Origin of the sequence: Actinomadura graeca, from assembly GCF_019175365.1 — a bacterium.
GTDB classification, from domain to species: Bacteria; Actinomycetota; Actinomycetes; order Streptosporangiales; family Streptosporangiaceae; genus Spirillospora; species Spirillospora graeca.
Map to the genome: position 1 here is coordinate 2,400,162 of NZ_CP059572.1, position 15,963 is coordinate 2,416,124.

The 15,963-nt window shown below is 72.2% G+C and carries 12 protein-coding genes and 1 riboswitch; of the genes, 10 read left to right on the forward strand and 2 right to left on the reverse strand.

The genetic code is table 11. The annotated features are described in order from the left end of the window. The first annotated feature begins 733 nt into the window (after positions 1-733). The 5 genes from AGRA3207_RS10830 to AGRA3207_RS10850 all read left to right on the forward strand — a co-directional run bounded on the left by AGRA3207_RS10830 (position 734) and on the right by AGRA3207_RS10850 (position 4,745). The gene (locus tag AGRA3207_RS10830; RefSeq protein ID WP_231334459.1) at positions 734-1,261 is read left to right on the forward strand and encodes an ATP-binding protein; all 528 of its coding nucleotides are present in this window, start codon (positions 734-736) and stop codon (positions 1,259-1,261) included. Next, the gene (locus tag AGRA3207_RS10835; protein ID WP_231334460.1) at positions 1,246-2,139 is read left to right on the forward strand and encodes an SAM-dependent methyltransferase; all 894 of its coding nucleotides are present in this window, start codon (positions 1,246-1,248) and stop codon (positions 2,137-2,139) included. Before AGRA3207_RS10830 ends, AGRA3207_RS10835 begins: the two co-directional genes overlap by 16 nt. A 180-nt stretch (positions 2,140-2,319) precedes the next feature. Then, positions 2,320-3,306 (forward strand): hypothetical protein, encoded by a 987-nt coding sequence (locus AGRA3207_RS10840; RefSeq protein ID WP_231334461.1) that lies wholly within the window; start codon positions 2,320-2,322, stop codon positions 3,304-3,306. 26 nt (positions 3,307-3,332) lie between these two features. Beyond that, complete coding sequence (locus AGRA3207_RS10845) at positions 3,333-4,100, forward strand: class I SAM-dependent methyltransferase (protein WP_231334462.1); 768 nt, start codon at positions 3,333-3,335, stop codon at positions 4,098-4,100. 45 nt (positions 4,101-4,145) lie between these two features. Continuing rightward, the gene (locus tag AGRA3207_RS10850; RefSeq protein WP_231334463.1) at positions 4,146-4,745 is read left to right on the forward strand and encodes an SAM-dependent methyltransferase; all 600 of its coding nucleotides are present in this window, start codon (positions 4,146-4,148) and stop codon (positions 4,743-4,745) included. Here AGRA3207_RS10850 and AGRA3207_RS10855 read toward each other — a convergent pair. After that, positions 4,709-5,563 carry an exodeoxyribonuclease III gene (locus AGRA3207_RS10855; protein WP_231334464.1) on the reverse strand — a complete coding sequence of 285 codons (855 nt, stop codon included), beginning with the start codon at positions 5,561-5,563 and terminating at the stop codon, positions 4,709-4,711. The genes AGRA3207_RS10850 and AGRA3207_RS10855 overlap by 37 nt on opposite strands. Positions 5,564-5,797: 234 nt before the next feature. Between AGRA3207_RS10855 and AGRA3207_RS10860 the strand changes: the two genes are divergently transcribed. Both AGRA3207_RS10860 and AGRA3207_RS10865 read left to right on the forward strand, forming a co-directional pair. Then, positions 5,798-6,940 carry an FKBP-type peptidyl-prolyl cis-trans isomerase gene (locus AGRA3207_RS10860; RefSeq protein WP_231334465.1) on the forward strand — a complete coding sequence of 381 codons (1,143 nt, stop codon included), beginning with the start codon at positions 5,798-5,800 and terminating at the stop codon, positions 6,938-6,940. A 320-nt stretch (positions 6,941-7,260) separates the two neighbouring features. Then, complete coding sequence (locus tag AGRA3207_RS10865; RefSeq protein ID WP_231334466.1) at positions 7,261-9,846, forward strand: transglycosylase domain-containing protein; 2,586 nt, start codon at positions 7,261-7,263, stop codon at positions 9,844-9,846. A 103-nt stretch (positions 9,847-9,949) separates the two neighbouring features. Here the strand turns inward: AGRA3207_RS10865 and AGRA3207_RS10870 are convergent, their stop codons facing one another. Then, positions 9,950-10,336: a hypothetical protein gene (locus tag AGRA3207_RS10870; protein ID WP_231334467.1), complete on the reverse strand. Its 387-nt coding sequence runs from the start codon at positions 10,334-10,336 to the stop codon at positions 9,950-9,952. A gap of 70 nt (positions 10,337-10,406) precedes the next feature. Then, positions 10,407-10,523, forward strand: a riboswitch (SAM riboswitch). Between the two features lie 34 nt (positions 10,524-10,557). Between AGRA3207_RS10870 and AGRA3207_RS10875 the strand changes: the two genes are divergently transcribed. Genes AGRA3207_RS10875 through AGRA3207_RS10885 form a run of 3 tightly spaced genes read left to right on the forward strand, consistent with a single transcriptional unit; the run spans position 10,558 to position 15,876 of the window. Continuing rightward, positions 10,558-11,880, forward strand: a complete 1,323-nt coding sequence (locus AGRA3207_RS10875) for an aminotransferase class V-fold PLP-dependent enzyme (RefSeq protein WP_231334468.1) — start codon at positions 10,558-10,560, stop codon at positions 11,878-11,880. Positions 11,881-11,932: 52 nt separating this feature from the next. Beyond that, positions 11,933-15,511, forward strand: coding sequence for an SseB family protein (locus AGRA3207_RS10880; RefSeq protein ID WP_231334469.1), 3,579 nt, complete (start codon positions 11,933-11,935; stop codon positions 15,509-15,511). Further along, positions 15,508-15,876: a hypothetical protein gene (locus AGRA3207_RS10885; protein WP_231334470.1), complete on the forward strand. Its 369-nt coding sequence runs from the start codon at positions 15,508-15,510 to the stop codon at positions 15,874-15,876. Before AGRA3207_RS10880 ends, AGRA3207_RS10885 begins: the two co-directional genes overlap by 4 nt. Positions 15,877-15,963 lie beyond the last annotated feature (87 nt).

Below are 15,963 nucleotides of genomic sequence, written 5' to 3' on the forward strand. Positions count from 1 at the left end.
TCAGCCGGGGGACGGCCCAGCCAGGAGACGGCGCGGGCGGGGGGGTGGCGTTGCGGGTTGGGGGCGGGCGTGGTTTTGGGCGGGGAGGGCAGAGATGTCTTTCTTTGACGCCAGCGATCCCTCACCGAACGTGTAGTGCTCTGGCGGAGTGGTCACGTGGGGTAGCCGTAGGGCGGTTCGGCGGGGCCGTCCTCGTGACCCGTCGGCCGGACATATCGCGCCGGGCGGGGATCGCGGTGCGGCGGGCGGGGATCGCGGTGCGGCGGACGGGTCGGCGGGCCGGGGCCGGGGCTTCGGCCCACCGTCTGTCCCGTCCGAAGCGTGTGCCTCCGGTGCCCCTCGCCCGCAGGCGCGCGCCCGTGGCCCCCCGGGCCGGGATCGGCTGCGCCACCGCCCGAAAGCAGGGTTTGCGAAGCCCGAAAGGCATCCAAAACCGCAGCTCAGCGACTTCGCGCGTCGTCCGGCGGGTCCGCCGGACGCCAGGCGGCGGGGGGTGCCCGCACCCGGCCAATGTCACGGATCAAGCACAGGGAGTGACTCTCCGCAGGATGGCGCAAGGCCCTTGCACGCGTGCAAGTGCCGGTGACTCACCCCGGCGCCGTGCGTAAAAGTGACTGTCGTGTGGGCGCGGCTCTTCCGGCCCGCATGCAAGGGCCGATGTCCGACTCCCAGCAGGCCATTGGAAGCAATGTTCGCTTACAGCCCGACACGGAGACGTGAAGCCGTCGCTGCCATGAACGCACCAGACGCATGGTCGGGGACCCCGGTCCTGGTACCGGCCCCGGCGCCCGCCCCTTCGCTGGAAATCGCTACCTCGTCCGCCTGGAACAACGGAAAGTCCACCGGGCGCCTCCTTGGCGAGATCGACCTCGCCGCGACACCGGCGGCCGTCAGGCTCGGCCGCTCCTACGTCCGCGAACTGGTCGGCCAGTACTTCGGCGCCGGCCGGTCGGAGCTCGCCGACCTGGAGCTGCTGACCAGCGAGGCCCTCACCGGCTCGGTCCTGTACGCACGGCCGCGCCGGGACGGGACCGTCATGCTGTCAGCGCTGCACATCGACCGGTTCATCCGGGTCGAGGTCACCGACGGGGGTGGCCTGCGGGGGCACACCCGGTCGCCGGAGGAGCCCTCGCAGAACCACACACGGGGGCTGGTTCTGATGCGGGCGCTCGCCGCCGACCACGGCACGCACCGCAACCGGAACGGCACGTCGACGTTCTGGTTCGGGGTGGCCGTCCGGGAAGGATGGCGATCCCCGTGAACTCCGGGTCGGTGCTCGACCTGAGCCGGTGGGCCGTCGCCTCCTTCGCGGAGGACGCCCACCGGCACCCGGGGTCTCCGGCCGGGCCCGCCTGGCCGGGGTCCCTGGACGGATCGAGCGCGCCGGCCCCGAGCGCCGCCAGGATGAACGACTACCTCCTCGGCGGCAAGGACAACTACGCGGCGGACCGGGAGATGGCGGAGTGGGCGCTGCTGAAGGCGCCGGTCATCTCCCGGCTCGTCCGGGCGGGCCGGGAGTTCGCCCGGCACGCCGTCGGCCACCTCGCCCGGGAGGCGGGGCTGCGGCAGTTCATCGACGTCGGATGCGGGCTTCCCGGGACGGACGGCGTCGCCGGCGCCGTCCGCGCCTCAGGCGGGGCCTGCCGGGTCGGATACGTCGACAACGACCCGATGGTGATCGCGCACGCGCGGGCGCTGCTCGCCGTGGACGCGGGGACGTGCGCGGTCGCCGCGGACGTCCGTGACCCCGCCGGGCTGCTGGCCCATCCGGAGCTGCTGCGGGTGATCGACCCCGACCGGCCGGCGGGGCTGCTGCTGTTCGGCGTGCTGGACCACCTCACCGACGAGGACGACCCCGGCGGCGTCCTCGCCGGGCTGGTGGCGGGCCTCGCCCCGGGGAGCCATGTGGCGCTCACCCATGCCGAGCGGACGCCCGCCCTGGACACCGTCGCGGTGCTCCTCCAGGAGGCGGGGGTGCCTTTCACGCCCCGCGGCCCGGACGAGATCGCCGGCATCTGCGCCGGCCTGGAGAAACGCGCCGGCCTGGAAATGCTGGACGACTCCGGCGAGCACCCGCCGATCATCTCCGGCGGGGACCCGCTGCCACTCACCGGTTTCATCGGACGCAAGCCAGAGTGACTCTCCGCCATGATATTAACGCTCAGTGATCGCAAGCCCACCCGCACCGGCGATCTGTTCCGCCCGTCTGAGGCTTCGCTAGGATCGGACTTCCACCAAGTCCAGGTCCAAGGGCGAGTCATGACAACGGACGGCGAGCCGAGGTCTCTCTCCGAAATCACCAAGGACATGGGTCTCAACATGTCCGACGTCGCGGCCTTCTCCGGGCTGGACGAGAGCACCATTTTCCGACTTTGGGACAACACAGAATGGCTTGACAGGGTCAGCGGCAGATCCCTGCAGAGCCTCATGTCGTCGGTACCGGGAATCGCCGAGTACTCGAAGGCGCACGCCGTCCGCAAACGCCGGGACGGGCTCGTGGCCGACCTGCACTCCGAGGGGCTCACGGTCGACCTGAAGGCGTTCGAGGAATCCACCGTCTCCCAGCAGCACCTGCTGAACGCCCTGGAGGCGGCGCTGTACATCATGCGCGGCGAGGCGACCCAGAAGACCTCCTCCTACATCGCCCGCTTCTGGGGCCGTGAGCAGGACCGCGCACTGTCGGCCCTCTACTCCACCCAGCCCGGCGAGGGCCTGCTGGACGACCCGCAGAAGCTGTACGAGTCGTCGATCGACCTGGCGCCCCGGCTGAACCGCAAGACCTACTCGTTCCATTCGATCCTGGCGCTGAACGTCCTCACGCACCAGGTCAGCAAAGTGACCGGGGCGCTGGAGGCCGACCTCGGCTTCGAGGTGCCCGGCCGGCAGACCGCGTTCATGATGCGCGGCGTCGTCATGGGCTACCTCATCAGCTCCGGTGACCTCGAACTCGCCGAGAGATACCGCAAGGAGCTCGACAACACCCCGGTGTACGCGGCCCTGGAGGAATGGGCCTTCCCCACCTACTCGCGCGATGGGCGACTAAGCTCCGACTTCACACTGCCCAGCTCCCTGGTGCTCGTCAACACGGCACGAGAGGTCTTGCGGGAGATCGTCGTCTACAACGACGCCTATGTGTACTACCTGGCGTCGACGTACATCCCGCTGGCCCTGAAACGCGACCCCACGTTCGGCGGGAAGCTCAAAGAGCTGATCCTGACGCTGGAACTGCGCGGGGCCGACTGCCAGGACAGAAAAATCCGCGAAACCTGCCACGCACTGGTGAGGCGGCTCAAGGGCATGGTTTGAACCCCCATGCCGAGGGAGGGGAGCTGGTGGAAAACACGGCGCGAGCACTCGCGAACCTGACACACAAGAGATGGGAGTCCAATGCCGACTACTGGGTGAAGATCATTCGGGAGCGGCGGGACCGGTACCGCACCGAGCTCACGGACGCGGCCGTCCTGGACGCGGTCGGCCCGTGCGAGGGGCTGCGGGTCCTGGACGCCGGGTGCGGCGAGGGCTACCTCGCCCGCACGCTGGCCTCGCGGGGCGCCGACGTCGTCGGCGTCGACGCCTGCCGGAGCCTGGTCGACGCGGCGGGGGCCGTCCACGCGGACGCGTCCGGGGGCTCGCTGGCGTTCACCTGCGCGAGCGTCGACGCGATGCCCGTGGACGACAAGGGGTTCGACCTGGTCGTCTGCAACCACCTGTTCAGCCATCTGCCGGATCCGACGGACGCGATCGTCGAGTTCGGCCGGGTGCTGAAACCCGGGGGGCGGCTGATCATACTCACCCTGCACCCCTGTTTCTATGTCGAGCACTCCGAGCGGGGCGCCATGCACGCCGTCCCGGCGGCGCAGTACTTCGCCGCACGCGGCATCGACCAGCACTTCCTGGTGGACGGCCTGGAGTCACCGGCGATGATCACATCGTGGCTCCGGCCGCTGGAATTCTACTCTGGAACGCTCCGAGACGCCGGTTTCGTCATCGCCGACCTGCGCGAGCCGCACCCGACGGAAGACCAGCTGGCGAACGACCCGTGGTGGCGCCGGGGCTTCCCGACGGCCATGTTCATGCTGCTCATCGCCGAGCGCCGCTGAGCGGCCCCGGCGGGCGCCCGCAGGGGCGGGCGTAGAGTCCGGCGCGTGGCCGACACGGACCGGACGCGGTGGAACACCAAGTACGAGGGAGGTGCGGACGCGCCGTTCACGGCGCATCCGCTGACGGCGCGCGCGCTGTCGCTCGCGCTTCCGGACGGCCCCATGCTCGATCTGGCGTCGGGGCCGTCCGGGAACGCACTGCTGGCCGCCCGGCATGGGCGCGACGTGCTCGCGGTGGACATCTCCGACGTCGCCCTGCGGCGCCTCGACCAGGAGGCGCGGCGCCGCGGCGTCTCCGGCCTCGTCCGTACCGAGGAGGCCGATCTGGAGGTCTGGCGGCCCGAGGCGGGCGCCTTCGCGTTCGTGCTGTGCGCCGGCTACTGGGACCGCGCGCTCTTCGAGCCCGCCACCCGGGCGGTGATGCCCGGCGGGCTGCTCGCCTGGGAGGCGTTCACCCTGGACGCCAGGAGCGCACGCCCGTCGCTTCCGGGCGAGTGGTGCCTGGCCGAGGGCGAGCCCGCGTCGCTGCTCCCGGCCGGATCCGCCGTCCTGGAGCAGGCCGACCTCCCAAAGAGCGGCAAACGCCGTCTCCTGGCCCGCCTGCCCGGTCAGCCGAGATCGACGTCGACGACCACGGGCGCGTGATCGGACGGGCCCTTGCCCTTGCGCGCCTCACGGTCCACATAGGCGGAGCGGACCTTTCCGGCGAGCGGCTCGCTCGCGTAGAAGAGATCGATGCGCATGCCCATGTTCTTGTGGAACATCCCGGCCCGGTAGTCCCAGTAGGTATAGGGGTGGGGGCCCTTCATCGGGGTGGGGACCACGTCGCGGAGACCGAGGTCCAGCAGGTCGGCCAGGGCCTGCCGCTCGGGGACGGTGACGTGCGTCGATCCCGTGAAGGCGGACGGGTCCCAGACGTCGGCGTCCGTCGGCGCCACGTTGTAGTCGCCACAGGCCACGAGCGGGCGGTCGTGCCGCAGTTCCTCCGCCAGCGCCGCCCGGAGGGCCGCGAACCAGTCGAGCTTGTAGGAGTAATGCGCCGATTCCGGGGTGCGGCCGTTCGGAGCGTAAAGGGACCAGACGCGCACCCCGCCACATGTGGCACCTATGGCCCGGGCCTCAGGGCCTGGCAGGACGGGCTCGGCCAGATCGGGGAGACGGGCCTGACCCGTCTTCTCGGCTTCGAGGTCCGCATCCTCGCCGCCGTAGCCGGGTTCGCCTGGGAAACCCCGTGAGACGTCCTCCAGGCCCACTCTGGAGAGCACCGCGACGCCGTTCCAGCGGCCATCGCCATGGGCCGCGGTCTCATAGCCCAGTTCCGCCATTTCTGCCGAAGGGAAGGCGCCCGCGTGACACTTGGTCTCCTGGAGGCACAGGACGTCCGGTCCCGCCTCTTCCAGCCAGGCCAGCAGGCGGGGCAGCCGTGCCTTCACCGAATTGACGTTCCATGTCGCGAGACGCATTCTCCCAGCCTGCCACCCCGCCAGGCCGCGGTGACGTGAGACCGCCGCCCCGCGGCAGTATCCTGGCGGCTCCCGTTCCCCTGCCATGTGCCCTCCCGGACCGGCACCGGCCATCGTTTTGACCGGTAGATTGCGGGTCGGCTACTTTGCTCGGTTTTCACGCTGCGCTTAGACCGGCGGTGGAAGGGTGGCCACAGTTCGTGATGTCGTCGAAGCCGGAGCGAGTGAGGAAACATGTCCGAGGATGACAAGCCCCGCGGCGAGCCGGCGGTCAAGGCGAAGGCGAAGATCCCGAACGCCAAGAGCATCCGCAGCCCGGAGTTCACCCCCCACGGCATCAGCGCCGGGCGCGGCAGCGGGCCGTCCCGGCCGTCCGGGCTGACCGCGGCCCAGGCCCGCAAGCGCCGGATCGCCTCGACCGCCGGGGTGGTCGTCGCGCTCGCCGCCATCATCGGCGGCACCGCCTACTGGGTGACCCGCCCCGGCCCCGACATCTCGGTCAGCGGCAAGTTCGCCGCCGAGCCCAAGGTCAAGATCCCCAAGAGCCTCGAACCGGCGGACAAGCTCAAGGTGACCACGGCGATCAAGGGCAACGGCCCCGCCATCGCCGACGGCGACACCATGTTCGTCAAGTACGTCTTCTACCAGTGGTCCGCGAAGACCTCCGACGACTCCAAGGACAAGAGCACCAGCAAGCAGCTCGGCTCGTCCTACCAGCAGCAGCAGGGGCAGCCCGACCGGCCGCTGGTCGTCGGCAAGAGCGGCGTCAAGGGCCTGGACAAGGGGCTGGTCGGGCAGACCGCGGGAAGCCGCGTGGTCCTGGAGATCCCGCCGTCGATGGGCTTCGGCGAGCAGGGCACGCAGCTCGGGCTCAGCAACAAGGACTCGGTCCTGTTCGTCGTGGACGTGCAGGCGACCGTCCACAAGAACGCCGCCCCGCAGGGCACCGAGAAGAAGCTCGACGACAAGAAGCTCCCCAAGGTCGAGGACAAGGGCGCCGGCAAGGCCCCCAAGGTCACGATGCCCAAGGAGGACGCGCCGTCCAAGCTCCAGGTCAAGACCCTCGTCGAGGGGACCGGCCCGGCGCTGGCCAAGGGCGACGAGGCGGTCGTCAACTACCAGGGGCAGATCTGGAAGAACGGCAAGGTCTTCGACTCCAGCTGGACGTCGGGCCAGCCGGCGAAGTTCCCGATCGGGACCGGCGGCACCGTCCCCGGCTTCGACAAGGGCCTCACCGGCGCGAAGATCGGCAGCCGCGTCATGCTCGTGCTGCCGCCGGCCGAGGGCTACGGCAAGAACGGCAACCCGCAGGCTGGTATCAAGGGTGACGACACACTCGTGTTCGTCGTGGACATTCTGGCCAAGATGGCCAAGTGACCCCCGCCGCCGTCAAGCCTCGGCGGCGGCACCGGGGTGGAGGGAGCGGCGGGGCGTCCGGTAGGGGCGCCCCGCCGCTCGACGTCCGGGCCCGTCCCGGCGTCCGGCCCGCCGTACAGCCCGGCGTACAGCCCGCCGTACAGCCCGGCGTGCGGGAGCGCCTTCCGGCCGTGCGACGCGCGTCACGTCAACCTGACGGCGGCATCGATCGTCTTCCTATTGATGAGGCCGAGAGTGTGCCGTGCCCGCCTTCAATGAGACCCGCCCGACGCATGGACGCCCTCAGGTATCGTCGGTAACGCATTAATCACGGGGGGCTTGTGAGCATCGGCAGAAAGGGCCCGGAGGGCGACGAGCCCCGCGGGCAGGGCGAAGTGAATCGCGACGACTCGGCGGCGCGGCCGCCCGAGGACGGCGGCGGGGCCGCCACGGAGACCACCGAGACCACGGGCGAGCAGGTCACGGCATCGGCGGAGGACGACGAGACGGCCGAGTCGCAGACCCCGGCGCGGCGGGCCACCGCCACGCTGACCGCGGACGATTCCGAGCGACCCGGCACCGATTCCCCCCAGGAATCGGAATTCTCCGGCGAAGACGACAGATCTCGGAACGGCGACAAGGACGTCACCGAAGCGGGCCTGAACCAGTCGGCGCCCTCCCCCGATACAAAAGCCGTGAAGGCCACCGGAGGGAAGACGCCGGCCGGCGAAGCGGGCGGGCGGCCGCCGCGCGGGCCCGCCGGACGGGGCAAGGGCGGCGGGGGCGGCAAGAAGCCGCGCAGCCGCAAGGCGCGGTACGCGCGGCGGTTCCTGTTCATCGTGCTCGGGTTCATCGGCTTCTGCATCGCCGCGTTCGGGATCGCCTACCTGTTCACGCCGGTCCCCTCGCCGCAGGAGCAGGCCATCGCGCAGGGCCCCGCGTTCTACTACTCCGACGGCAAGACGCTCATCGCCAAGACGGGCGTCAACCGCGACGCGGTCACCCTCGACAAGATCCCCATGGGCGTCCGGAACGGGGTCATCGCGGCGGAGAACCGCAGCTTCTACCAGGACCCGGGCGTGTCCGTGCAGGGCACCACGCGCGCGTTCTGGTCGACGGTGACCGGGGAACAGCTCCAGGGCGGGTCCACGATCACCCAGCAGATGGTCCGCAACTACTACGGCGGCATCGGCAAGGAGCGGTCCGTCACCCGCAAGCTCAAAGAGATCATGGTCTCCCTGAAGGTCGGCCGGGAGAAGTCCAAGAACTGGATCCTGGAGCAGTACCTCAACACCATCTACTTCGGGCGCGACGCCTACGGGGTGCAGGCCGCGGCCAAGGCGTACTACGGCAAGGACGTCTCGGAACTGACCCCGGCGGAGGGCGCCTACCTCGCCGCGGCGATCCAGCAGCCGAGCAACTTCTCCGACCCCACCGGCGCGCACCGGCCCTACGCCGAGCAGCGGTGGCGCGCGGTCGTCGCCAACATGGTGCGCGACGGCGCGGTCACCCAGGCCGACGCGTCCGCGATGCGGTTCCCCGTCCCGGTGAGGCAGAAGATCACCGACATCCTCAAGGGCCAGAAGGGCTACATGGTCAACGTGGCCAAGAAGGAGCTCGTCGAGCGCCGTGGCTACAGCGAGGACGAGATCAACCGCAGCGGCCTGAAGATCACCACGACGTTCGACAGGCGGCTGATGGACGCGGTGAAGCAGGCCGTCACCGCCAGCACCCCGGACGGGATGAGCAAGCGCATCCGGACCGCGGTCGTGTCGGTCGACCCGTCCACCGGGCAGGTCCTCGCCTTCTACGGCGGGCGCGACTACCTGGACGAGATGGCCAGCAGCGCCTTCTACGACACCGCGCAGGTCGGGTCCGGCTTCAAGCCGATCGCGCTGGCCGCCGCGCTGGACGACGGCAAGAGCCTGATGAGCACCTACGACGGCAGCTCGCCGCAGTACTTCAACAACACCGCGATCAAGAACGACAGCGGCGAGAGCTTCGGGCAGGTGGACCTCGTCACCGCCACCGAGCACTCGGTCAACACCGCCTACGTCAACCTCGGCCAGGACATCGGCACCCGGCGGATCGCCGAGATGGCGGAGAAGATGGGCATACCCGCCGACCAGATGACCCCGGCGCAGCGGGCCGCGCCCACGTTCCCGCTCGGCGTCGTGTCGCTGCACCCCGTCCAGCAGGCCGGGGTCTACGGGACGTTCGCGGCGGAGGGCGTCCACCGGACCCCGTTCGTGGTCAAGGCCGTGACCGACGACAAGGGCGAGGCGCGCACGTTCGCCGAGAAGGGCAACCGGGCGTTCAGCACCCAGGTCGCCCGCGACGCGACGTACGCCATGCAGCGGGTCGTGCAGAGCGGCACCGGACGCGCCGCGCAGCTGCCCGACGGCCGCGACGTCGCGGGCAAGACCGGCACCACCAACGGCGGCCGCGCGATCTGGTTCAACGGCTTCATCCCGCAGATGGCGACGTCCGTCGCGATGTTCCGCACCGACAACAAGCCGCTGAACATCCCCGGATACGGCGCGTACGGAGGCCAGCTCCCCGCGCAGATCTGGAACGCGTACATGGGCGACGCGGTGAACATCAAGGGGTACGAGCACAAGTCCTTCGGCTCGCCGTCGGTGCAGACCGGCGGCTACGACGGGCCGCCGTACGATGGCAGGCCGGGCGGGACGGAGCCTCCGCGCACGTCCCTGCCGCCGCGCGACCCGCCGACCGGGGAGCCCGACGGCCCCGACGACCCCACGCCGCCCAGCAGCGGTCCCACGACCGGCCCGAGCGAGCCCGGCGGCGGTGACGAGCCCGGAGGCGACGGGGACGACGGCGGGACCGGCGGAGGAGGCGGCGGCACCGGCGGAGGAGGCACCGGAGGAGGCGGTCTCCCGACCCGCCCCCGCTCCGAAAGCTGACGCCGGACGGCCCGGCGCGCGGAAACACCTCCGCGCGCCGGGCCGTCCGCGCGCCGGACCCTCCTCCGCACCGGCTCCTCGGCGTGCCGGGCCGTCCGCGTGATCAGTCGCAGGCCCTGCCGATCCGCGCGGGCGTGTCGCTGATCACCGTGTTGAGCTGGGAGGCGTCGCCCGTGCCGACGGCCGTGGCGGCGGCGCGCAGCCGGACCGCCTCCGCCGTCAGCGCCTTCTTCAGGTCGCCGTCGCCGGTCTTCCCGGCGAGCCCGTCCAGGCGTCCCGCCAGCTGCTCGGTCGCCTGCCTCCACTGGCCGGGTTCGGCCGCCGACACGGTCCGCACCTGCGTGACGTACTGCTCGAACGCCTTCCTGGTGTCCGCGCACACCTGGGCCGTGCCGCCACCTCCGCCCAGCACCCCGCACCCTCCCAGCAGGACGGACGCGCCGAGCGCCGCCACACCGCCCGCAAGCGCCCGGGCCACCCCGTACCGCATCGCCCACTCCCTCTCGACTTCCGACGGGCCCTTCTGATCCCCGACAGGCTCCGCATATACTTCCGCACTAGGTCATGAGTGCCAGCGCAAAGCCCCGGCTTGCTGGCCGGCAACCCTTCGTCCGCGATGGGGTGCCCCGGGTGAGGACCTGGCCGGGCGCGACTCCGCGCCCCGGCAAGCGCGGACCCGTCCCCCGGGTCCCTGACCCGGAAAGGTCCTGCATGTCCACGCTCGCCCCCGTCCGTTCCCCGCTCACTGTGACGCACGGTCCCGGGGTCCGGGTTCGCCCGAAGGTCATCGGAGCCGACGCCCTCGTCCCCCTCGCCGACGGACGCCGCGTCCCCTACGCCAACCTCGACTACGCCGCGAGCGCCCCGTGCCTGGAGGCGGTGCACGAGGCCGTCACCCGCGCACTGCCCTACTACAGCAGCGTCCACCGCGGCGCGGGCCACGCTTCGCAGGTGACGACCGACGCCTACGAGGCGGCGCGCGACACCGTCCGCGGTTTCCTCGGCGCGTGGCGGCGCGCGGCGGTCGTCTTCACCCGCAACACCACCGACGCGATGAACCTCCTCGCGCACGCCGTGCCGCGCGGCACGACGGTCGTGGTGTTCGAGACCGAGCACCACGCGTCCCTGCTGCCGTGGCGGCGCGCGGTCCGCCTCCCGGCCCCCGCGACGCCCGCGGAGGCGATCGGGCTCGCCGACCGCGCGCTCGCCGGCTCCCCCGCCGGGCCGCGGCTGCTCGTCGTCACCGCCGCGTCCAACGTCACCGGCGAGCTGTGGCCGGTCCACGAGCTCGCCCGGGTCGCGCACCGGCACGGCGCCCGCATCGCCGTGGACGCCGCGCAGCTCGTCCCGCACCGGCGGCTCGACATGACCGCGCTCGGGCTGGACTACGTCGCGTTCTCCGGCCACAAGCTGTACGCGCCGTTCGGCGCGGGCGTCCTCGCCGGGCGGTCGGACTGGCTGCGCGCCGCCGACCCCTACCTCAAGGGCGGGGGCGCCAGCGCGTCCGTCACCGCGTCCCGCACCCGCTGGGCGCCCGCCGCCGAGCAGCGCCACGAGGCGGGGACCCCCAACGTCCTCGGCGCCATCGCCATCGCCGCCGCCTGCGAGGCCCTCACCCCGCACTGGGACGCGCTCGCCGCGCACGAGGAACGCCTCCTGGTCCGGCTGCGCTCGGGCCTCGCCGCCATCCCCGGTGTGCGCGAGCTCACACTGTGGGGACGCGGCCCCCGCGTCGGCATCGTCTCCTTCACCGTGGACGGCGTGCCCGCCCGCGAGGTCGCCCTGGCCCTGTCGGAACGGCACGGCATCGGCGTCCGCGACGGCAAGTTCTGCGCGCACCCTTTCGTCAGGCACCTGCTGTCGGTGAACGGCACCGAGGCGGGCGGCGGGACCCCGGCGGGCGATGGCACCGCCGTCCGCGCCAGCTTCGGTCTTGGGACGACCAAGGAGCACATCGACCGTCTGCTCGCCGCGCTCGGCCGTCTGGCCAGCGAAGTCGCCGACACGGACGATTGGTCCTCTTCGCCCATGTAGCGTAGGCAGTTCCGCTCCGGCGGGCCGGGGAAAGCAAGACAGGAATCAGGGGGTGCCGACCGTGGCCGACGCCTGGCGACCCACGTCGGACTTGGAGCGCCGACTTCAGGAGAGCGTCCGGACCGGGGACCAGGAGGGCTTCTTCCGCCTCCTCGCCGACAGCGAGCTCGTGGTCCCCGTCCCGCCGGAGCTCGTCGACGGCGTGCTGGCGAACGAGGCCCAGCCCTCCTGGCCCACCCGGGAGGAGGACGGCCGCGTCCACGTGCTGGCCTACACCTCGGCCTCGGCGATGCGCGCCTGCCTCGGGCCGTCGTACCGGCACTACCTCACGCTCCGTTTCACGGCCCTGGCCGAGAGCTGGCCCGACGCGCGCTGGTGGCTCGCCGTCGACGCCACCGGCCAGGACGCGCCGGGCCATGGCACCGCCGGGCCCCTGCCGATCGAGGCGCGCCTGCCCGCCTGGTTCGTCCGCCAGGTCGCCGAGGGCGACGTCCGCCCGCCCCGCGCCGGACGCCCCGAGCTCATGCCCCCACCCGCACCCGCGGCCGACGCGCCCGCGCCCGACGCGCCCGACGCGCCCGCGGCCGACGCGCCCGGGGCGCACGCCGAGGCGGCCGAGCGGGTGCGGCAGGACGTCGCGCGGCACGCGGCCCACGATCCGCGGACCGTCATTCCATCCCAGGACGTCCCTCCTGCACAGGACCCGTCGAGAACGCGGACCGATCACCTCGCCCAGGAGGTTCCCGCTGCGGACGGCGGCGCCGCCGGGCTGGGCGGCCCCGCGTCCACGAGCGGCGCGTTCCCCCACCTCGCGGCCCCCGCCCAGGACGAGCGCGTGGCCCAGGACACCCCAGGGCCGTCCGGTCACGTCCCGCAGGTCGGCACGCCCCCGCAGGAGAGGCCGCCCGCAGAGGACGTACCCGAGGCGCCATCCGTGGCCGAGCCCGCGCAGAGCGGGACGGCGGCGACCACCGGCCCGCCCCCGAGCGGGCCGTCCGCCCAGAGCGGGCCCGTGCCGCAGGACGCGCTGACGACGCGGGCCGACCTTCCGTCCGGCGACTACACGGTCCCCGCAGGCCCGGCGACGCAGCCCGACCGGCCCGTGCAGCCCGTGCGGCCTGAGCAGGCCGCACGCCCCGAACAAGCAGTGCACCCCGAACAAGCAGTGCACCCCGAACCGGCGGTGCACGCCGACCCGGCCGGGCCGGCGGCGGCGCCCGAGCCGGACGACTCCGGCTGGGAGGAGTTGCAGGCGCAGCACCGGGAGCTGGCGCGGGAGGAGCCCCGCCCGGCGTTCCAGCCGGCCAACGAGGTCGAGCGGGAACTGCTGCGCGCGGCGGCGAACAACGACCACGACCTGTTCCTGCAGACCATGGCCGGCGCCGAGGTGCTGCTGCCCACGCCCGAGGACATGGACTACACGCTGCGTCCTGGCCGCAGCGGGTTCCCCTGGCAGACGCGGGAGGTGGACGGCGCGACGGTCGTGCCGGTGTTCACCTCGGCGGAGCGGCTGGTCGAGGCGGCCGGGGCGGGGACCGAGTACATCAAGCTCCCGTTCACGGTGGCGCTGCGGTACTGGCCCGACCCCGAGTGGGTCCTGGCGATCAACTCGGGCTCCCCGGCGGGCGGGACGATCCTGGCCCAGCAGCTGCCGGGGCTCGCCCGGTGGGCGGACCAGCGCGCCGCGCAGCGGATGACGGAAGGGTTCGAACCGCAGAACGACGTGGAGCAGCGGCTCTTCGACGCGGCGCTGCGGCGCGACACCGACACCTTCTTCAAGGTGCTGCTCGGCGCGCAGGTGCTCGTCCCCGCCGAGCAGGAGACGCCCTGGGGCATCGCCCCGGACGACGCGGACTTCCCGTGGCGGCCGGTGGCCGTCCACGGCGAGGTGTGCATCCAGCTGTTCACGTCGCTGAAGTGGATGAACGAGGCGATCGGGTCGTCGCGGTTCGTCATGCCGAGCCTGCTGGAGATGGTGTCGGCGTGGCCGGACGCGAACTGGACGCTGGTCCTCAATCCCGGCACGCCGATCGACGCGGCCATGCCGGGCGCGCAGGTGCGGGCGCTGAGCGGGCCGTCCAAGGGCATGCCCGAGGACGTACCGGAGCCCGCGGCGGCGGCACCGGCCGTGGCGGAGACGCCCCCGCCTGCGGTGGCGGAGGTCCCGGCACCGGACGCCGCTCCCCGGCCCGCCGTTCCCCAGCCCGCCGCCCAGATCCCCGCGCCCGGCCAGGTCCCCGCGTCCGCCGCGGTGCCGCCCGGCCAGATCCCCTCGCCCGCCGAGGTGCCGTCCGCCGCCGCGGTGCCGCCCGCACAGTCGCCCCCGGCGGACATTCCGCCCGCGGGCGCCGTCGAAGTGCCGCCCGCGGCCGACGCCCGGCCCGAGGCAGAGCTGCCGTCCGCCGCAGCAGAATCGATCGGCCCCCGAGCCGGGGCGAACGCCCCTGCTCCCGACCCTGACCCGGAGCCGGTACCCGCGCCGAGGCCGCGTCCTGCGGAGCCCGACTTCGAGCCCGGTAACCGCATCGACCAGGAGCTGTACGAGGCCACGCTGGGCGGGGACTCCGACTCCTTCCTGCGAGTGCTGCTCAACGCGAACGTGCTGGTGCCCATCCCGCAGGACGCGCCGCTGGAGGTCACGCCGGTCCAGCGGGAGTTCCGGTGGGAGGCGGCGCTCCAGGACGGGTCGTCCGTGCAGGTCTTCACGTCCCTGGTGCGGCTGCGGGAGGTGCTGCCGGAATCGCGGTTCGTGTACGCGGACTTCCGGGAGCTGATCGGCGCGTGGCCCCGGGAGGACTGGGCGATGCTGCTCAACCCCGGCACGCGCATAGGGGCCTCCCTGCGCGGCGACCAGGTGCGGGAGCTGAGCGAGTGGGCGTCGCGCGTCGGACTCGTCCAGCCCAGGTCCGAGGCCCCGCTGCCGCCCGAGCCGTCGGCCGAAGCACGGCCCGAGCCACGGCCCGGACCGTCGCCCGCCGCCACGCCCCTGCCGCCGCCCGCGCAGAACGGCGTGCACGACGGTGTGCACGACAGCGCATACGACGGCGTGCACGACGCGGTGACGTCAGCCGCGTTCACCGAGTTCGAGACCGACCGGGTGGCGCAGCCGACCATCATGCAGAAGGTCGTCCCGCACGGCCATGTCGGCTGGTACCTGGAGCAGGGCTATGACCGGATCGGCGGGTTCGTCCACCCGACGAACGACGTCGCCGAGTTGCAGACGCCCGTGCAGCTCTACGAGGCGCTGGGCCTGCTGTACGAGGATTCGTCGTTCGCACCGGGAGACGAGGGCGTCTACGTGATCCGGTGGCCCGCGTACTGCCCCGACCTGTACAGGGTCCCGTTCGGCGGACGGGACGAGGAGGAGATGGCGACCTGGGGCGAGGCCGGTTGGGTGATCGAGCGGCCGCCGTTCCTCGGGACGGGGTTCGCGCCGGGCAGCGCCGGTTCCATCCGCGAGTACAAGGTGGACAGCGTCCGGCTCCCCTACGGTGCGGAGATGTACTACCTCGGCTCGGACCGGACCGAGCGGTTCATCGCCATGTACGACCCCGACAGGCTGGCCTGGCTGCGCCCCGACGCGGCGGCCGGTCCCGACGGCCGCGACGGGCGGACGGGAGCGGCGCAGTGATCCGGGACGGCTACGTCGCGCGCTGGCTCGGGCGGGACTTCGAGGCCGCCCCGGGCGCGGACGGCGAGATCCGGCTGTACGCGCCCGAGGTCACCGACGGGTTCGAGGAACTGCGTCCGGGACGGTTCCGGCGCATCGTTCCGGCGTCGGAGGTCGAGGAGCTACGCTACGTCCGGACGACGTGCACATGGCGAGGCGAGAGGTTCGTCATTGTGGGCGAGCACGAAACCTGGTTTCGGGTGGAGTATTCCGGTGGACGCGCCCCGGTGGCCGAGCGTCTCGGCCTGGAGCGCATCGACCAGGGGATCTGGCAGGCATGGGCTCCGGGTTCGGAGATCGAGGACCTGCGCGAGGAGTTCGCCTGACTGCCGTGATGGTCCCCCCGGGGTTGCCTTGACCGGTTGATCCGTGTTCGCATGATTCCGGTGTGGACACCCCGGGGTAAAGTCAAC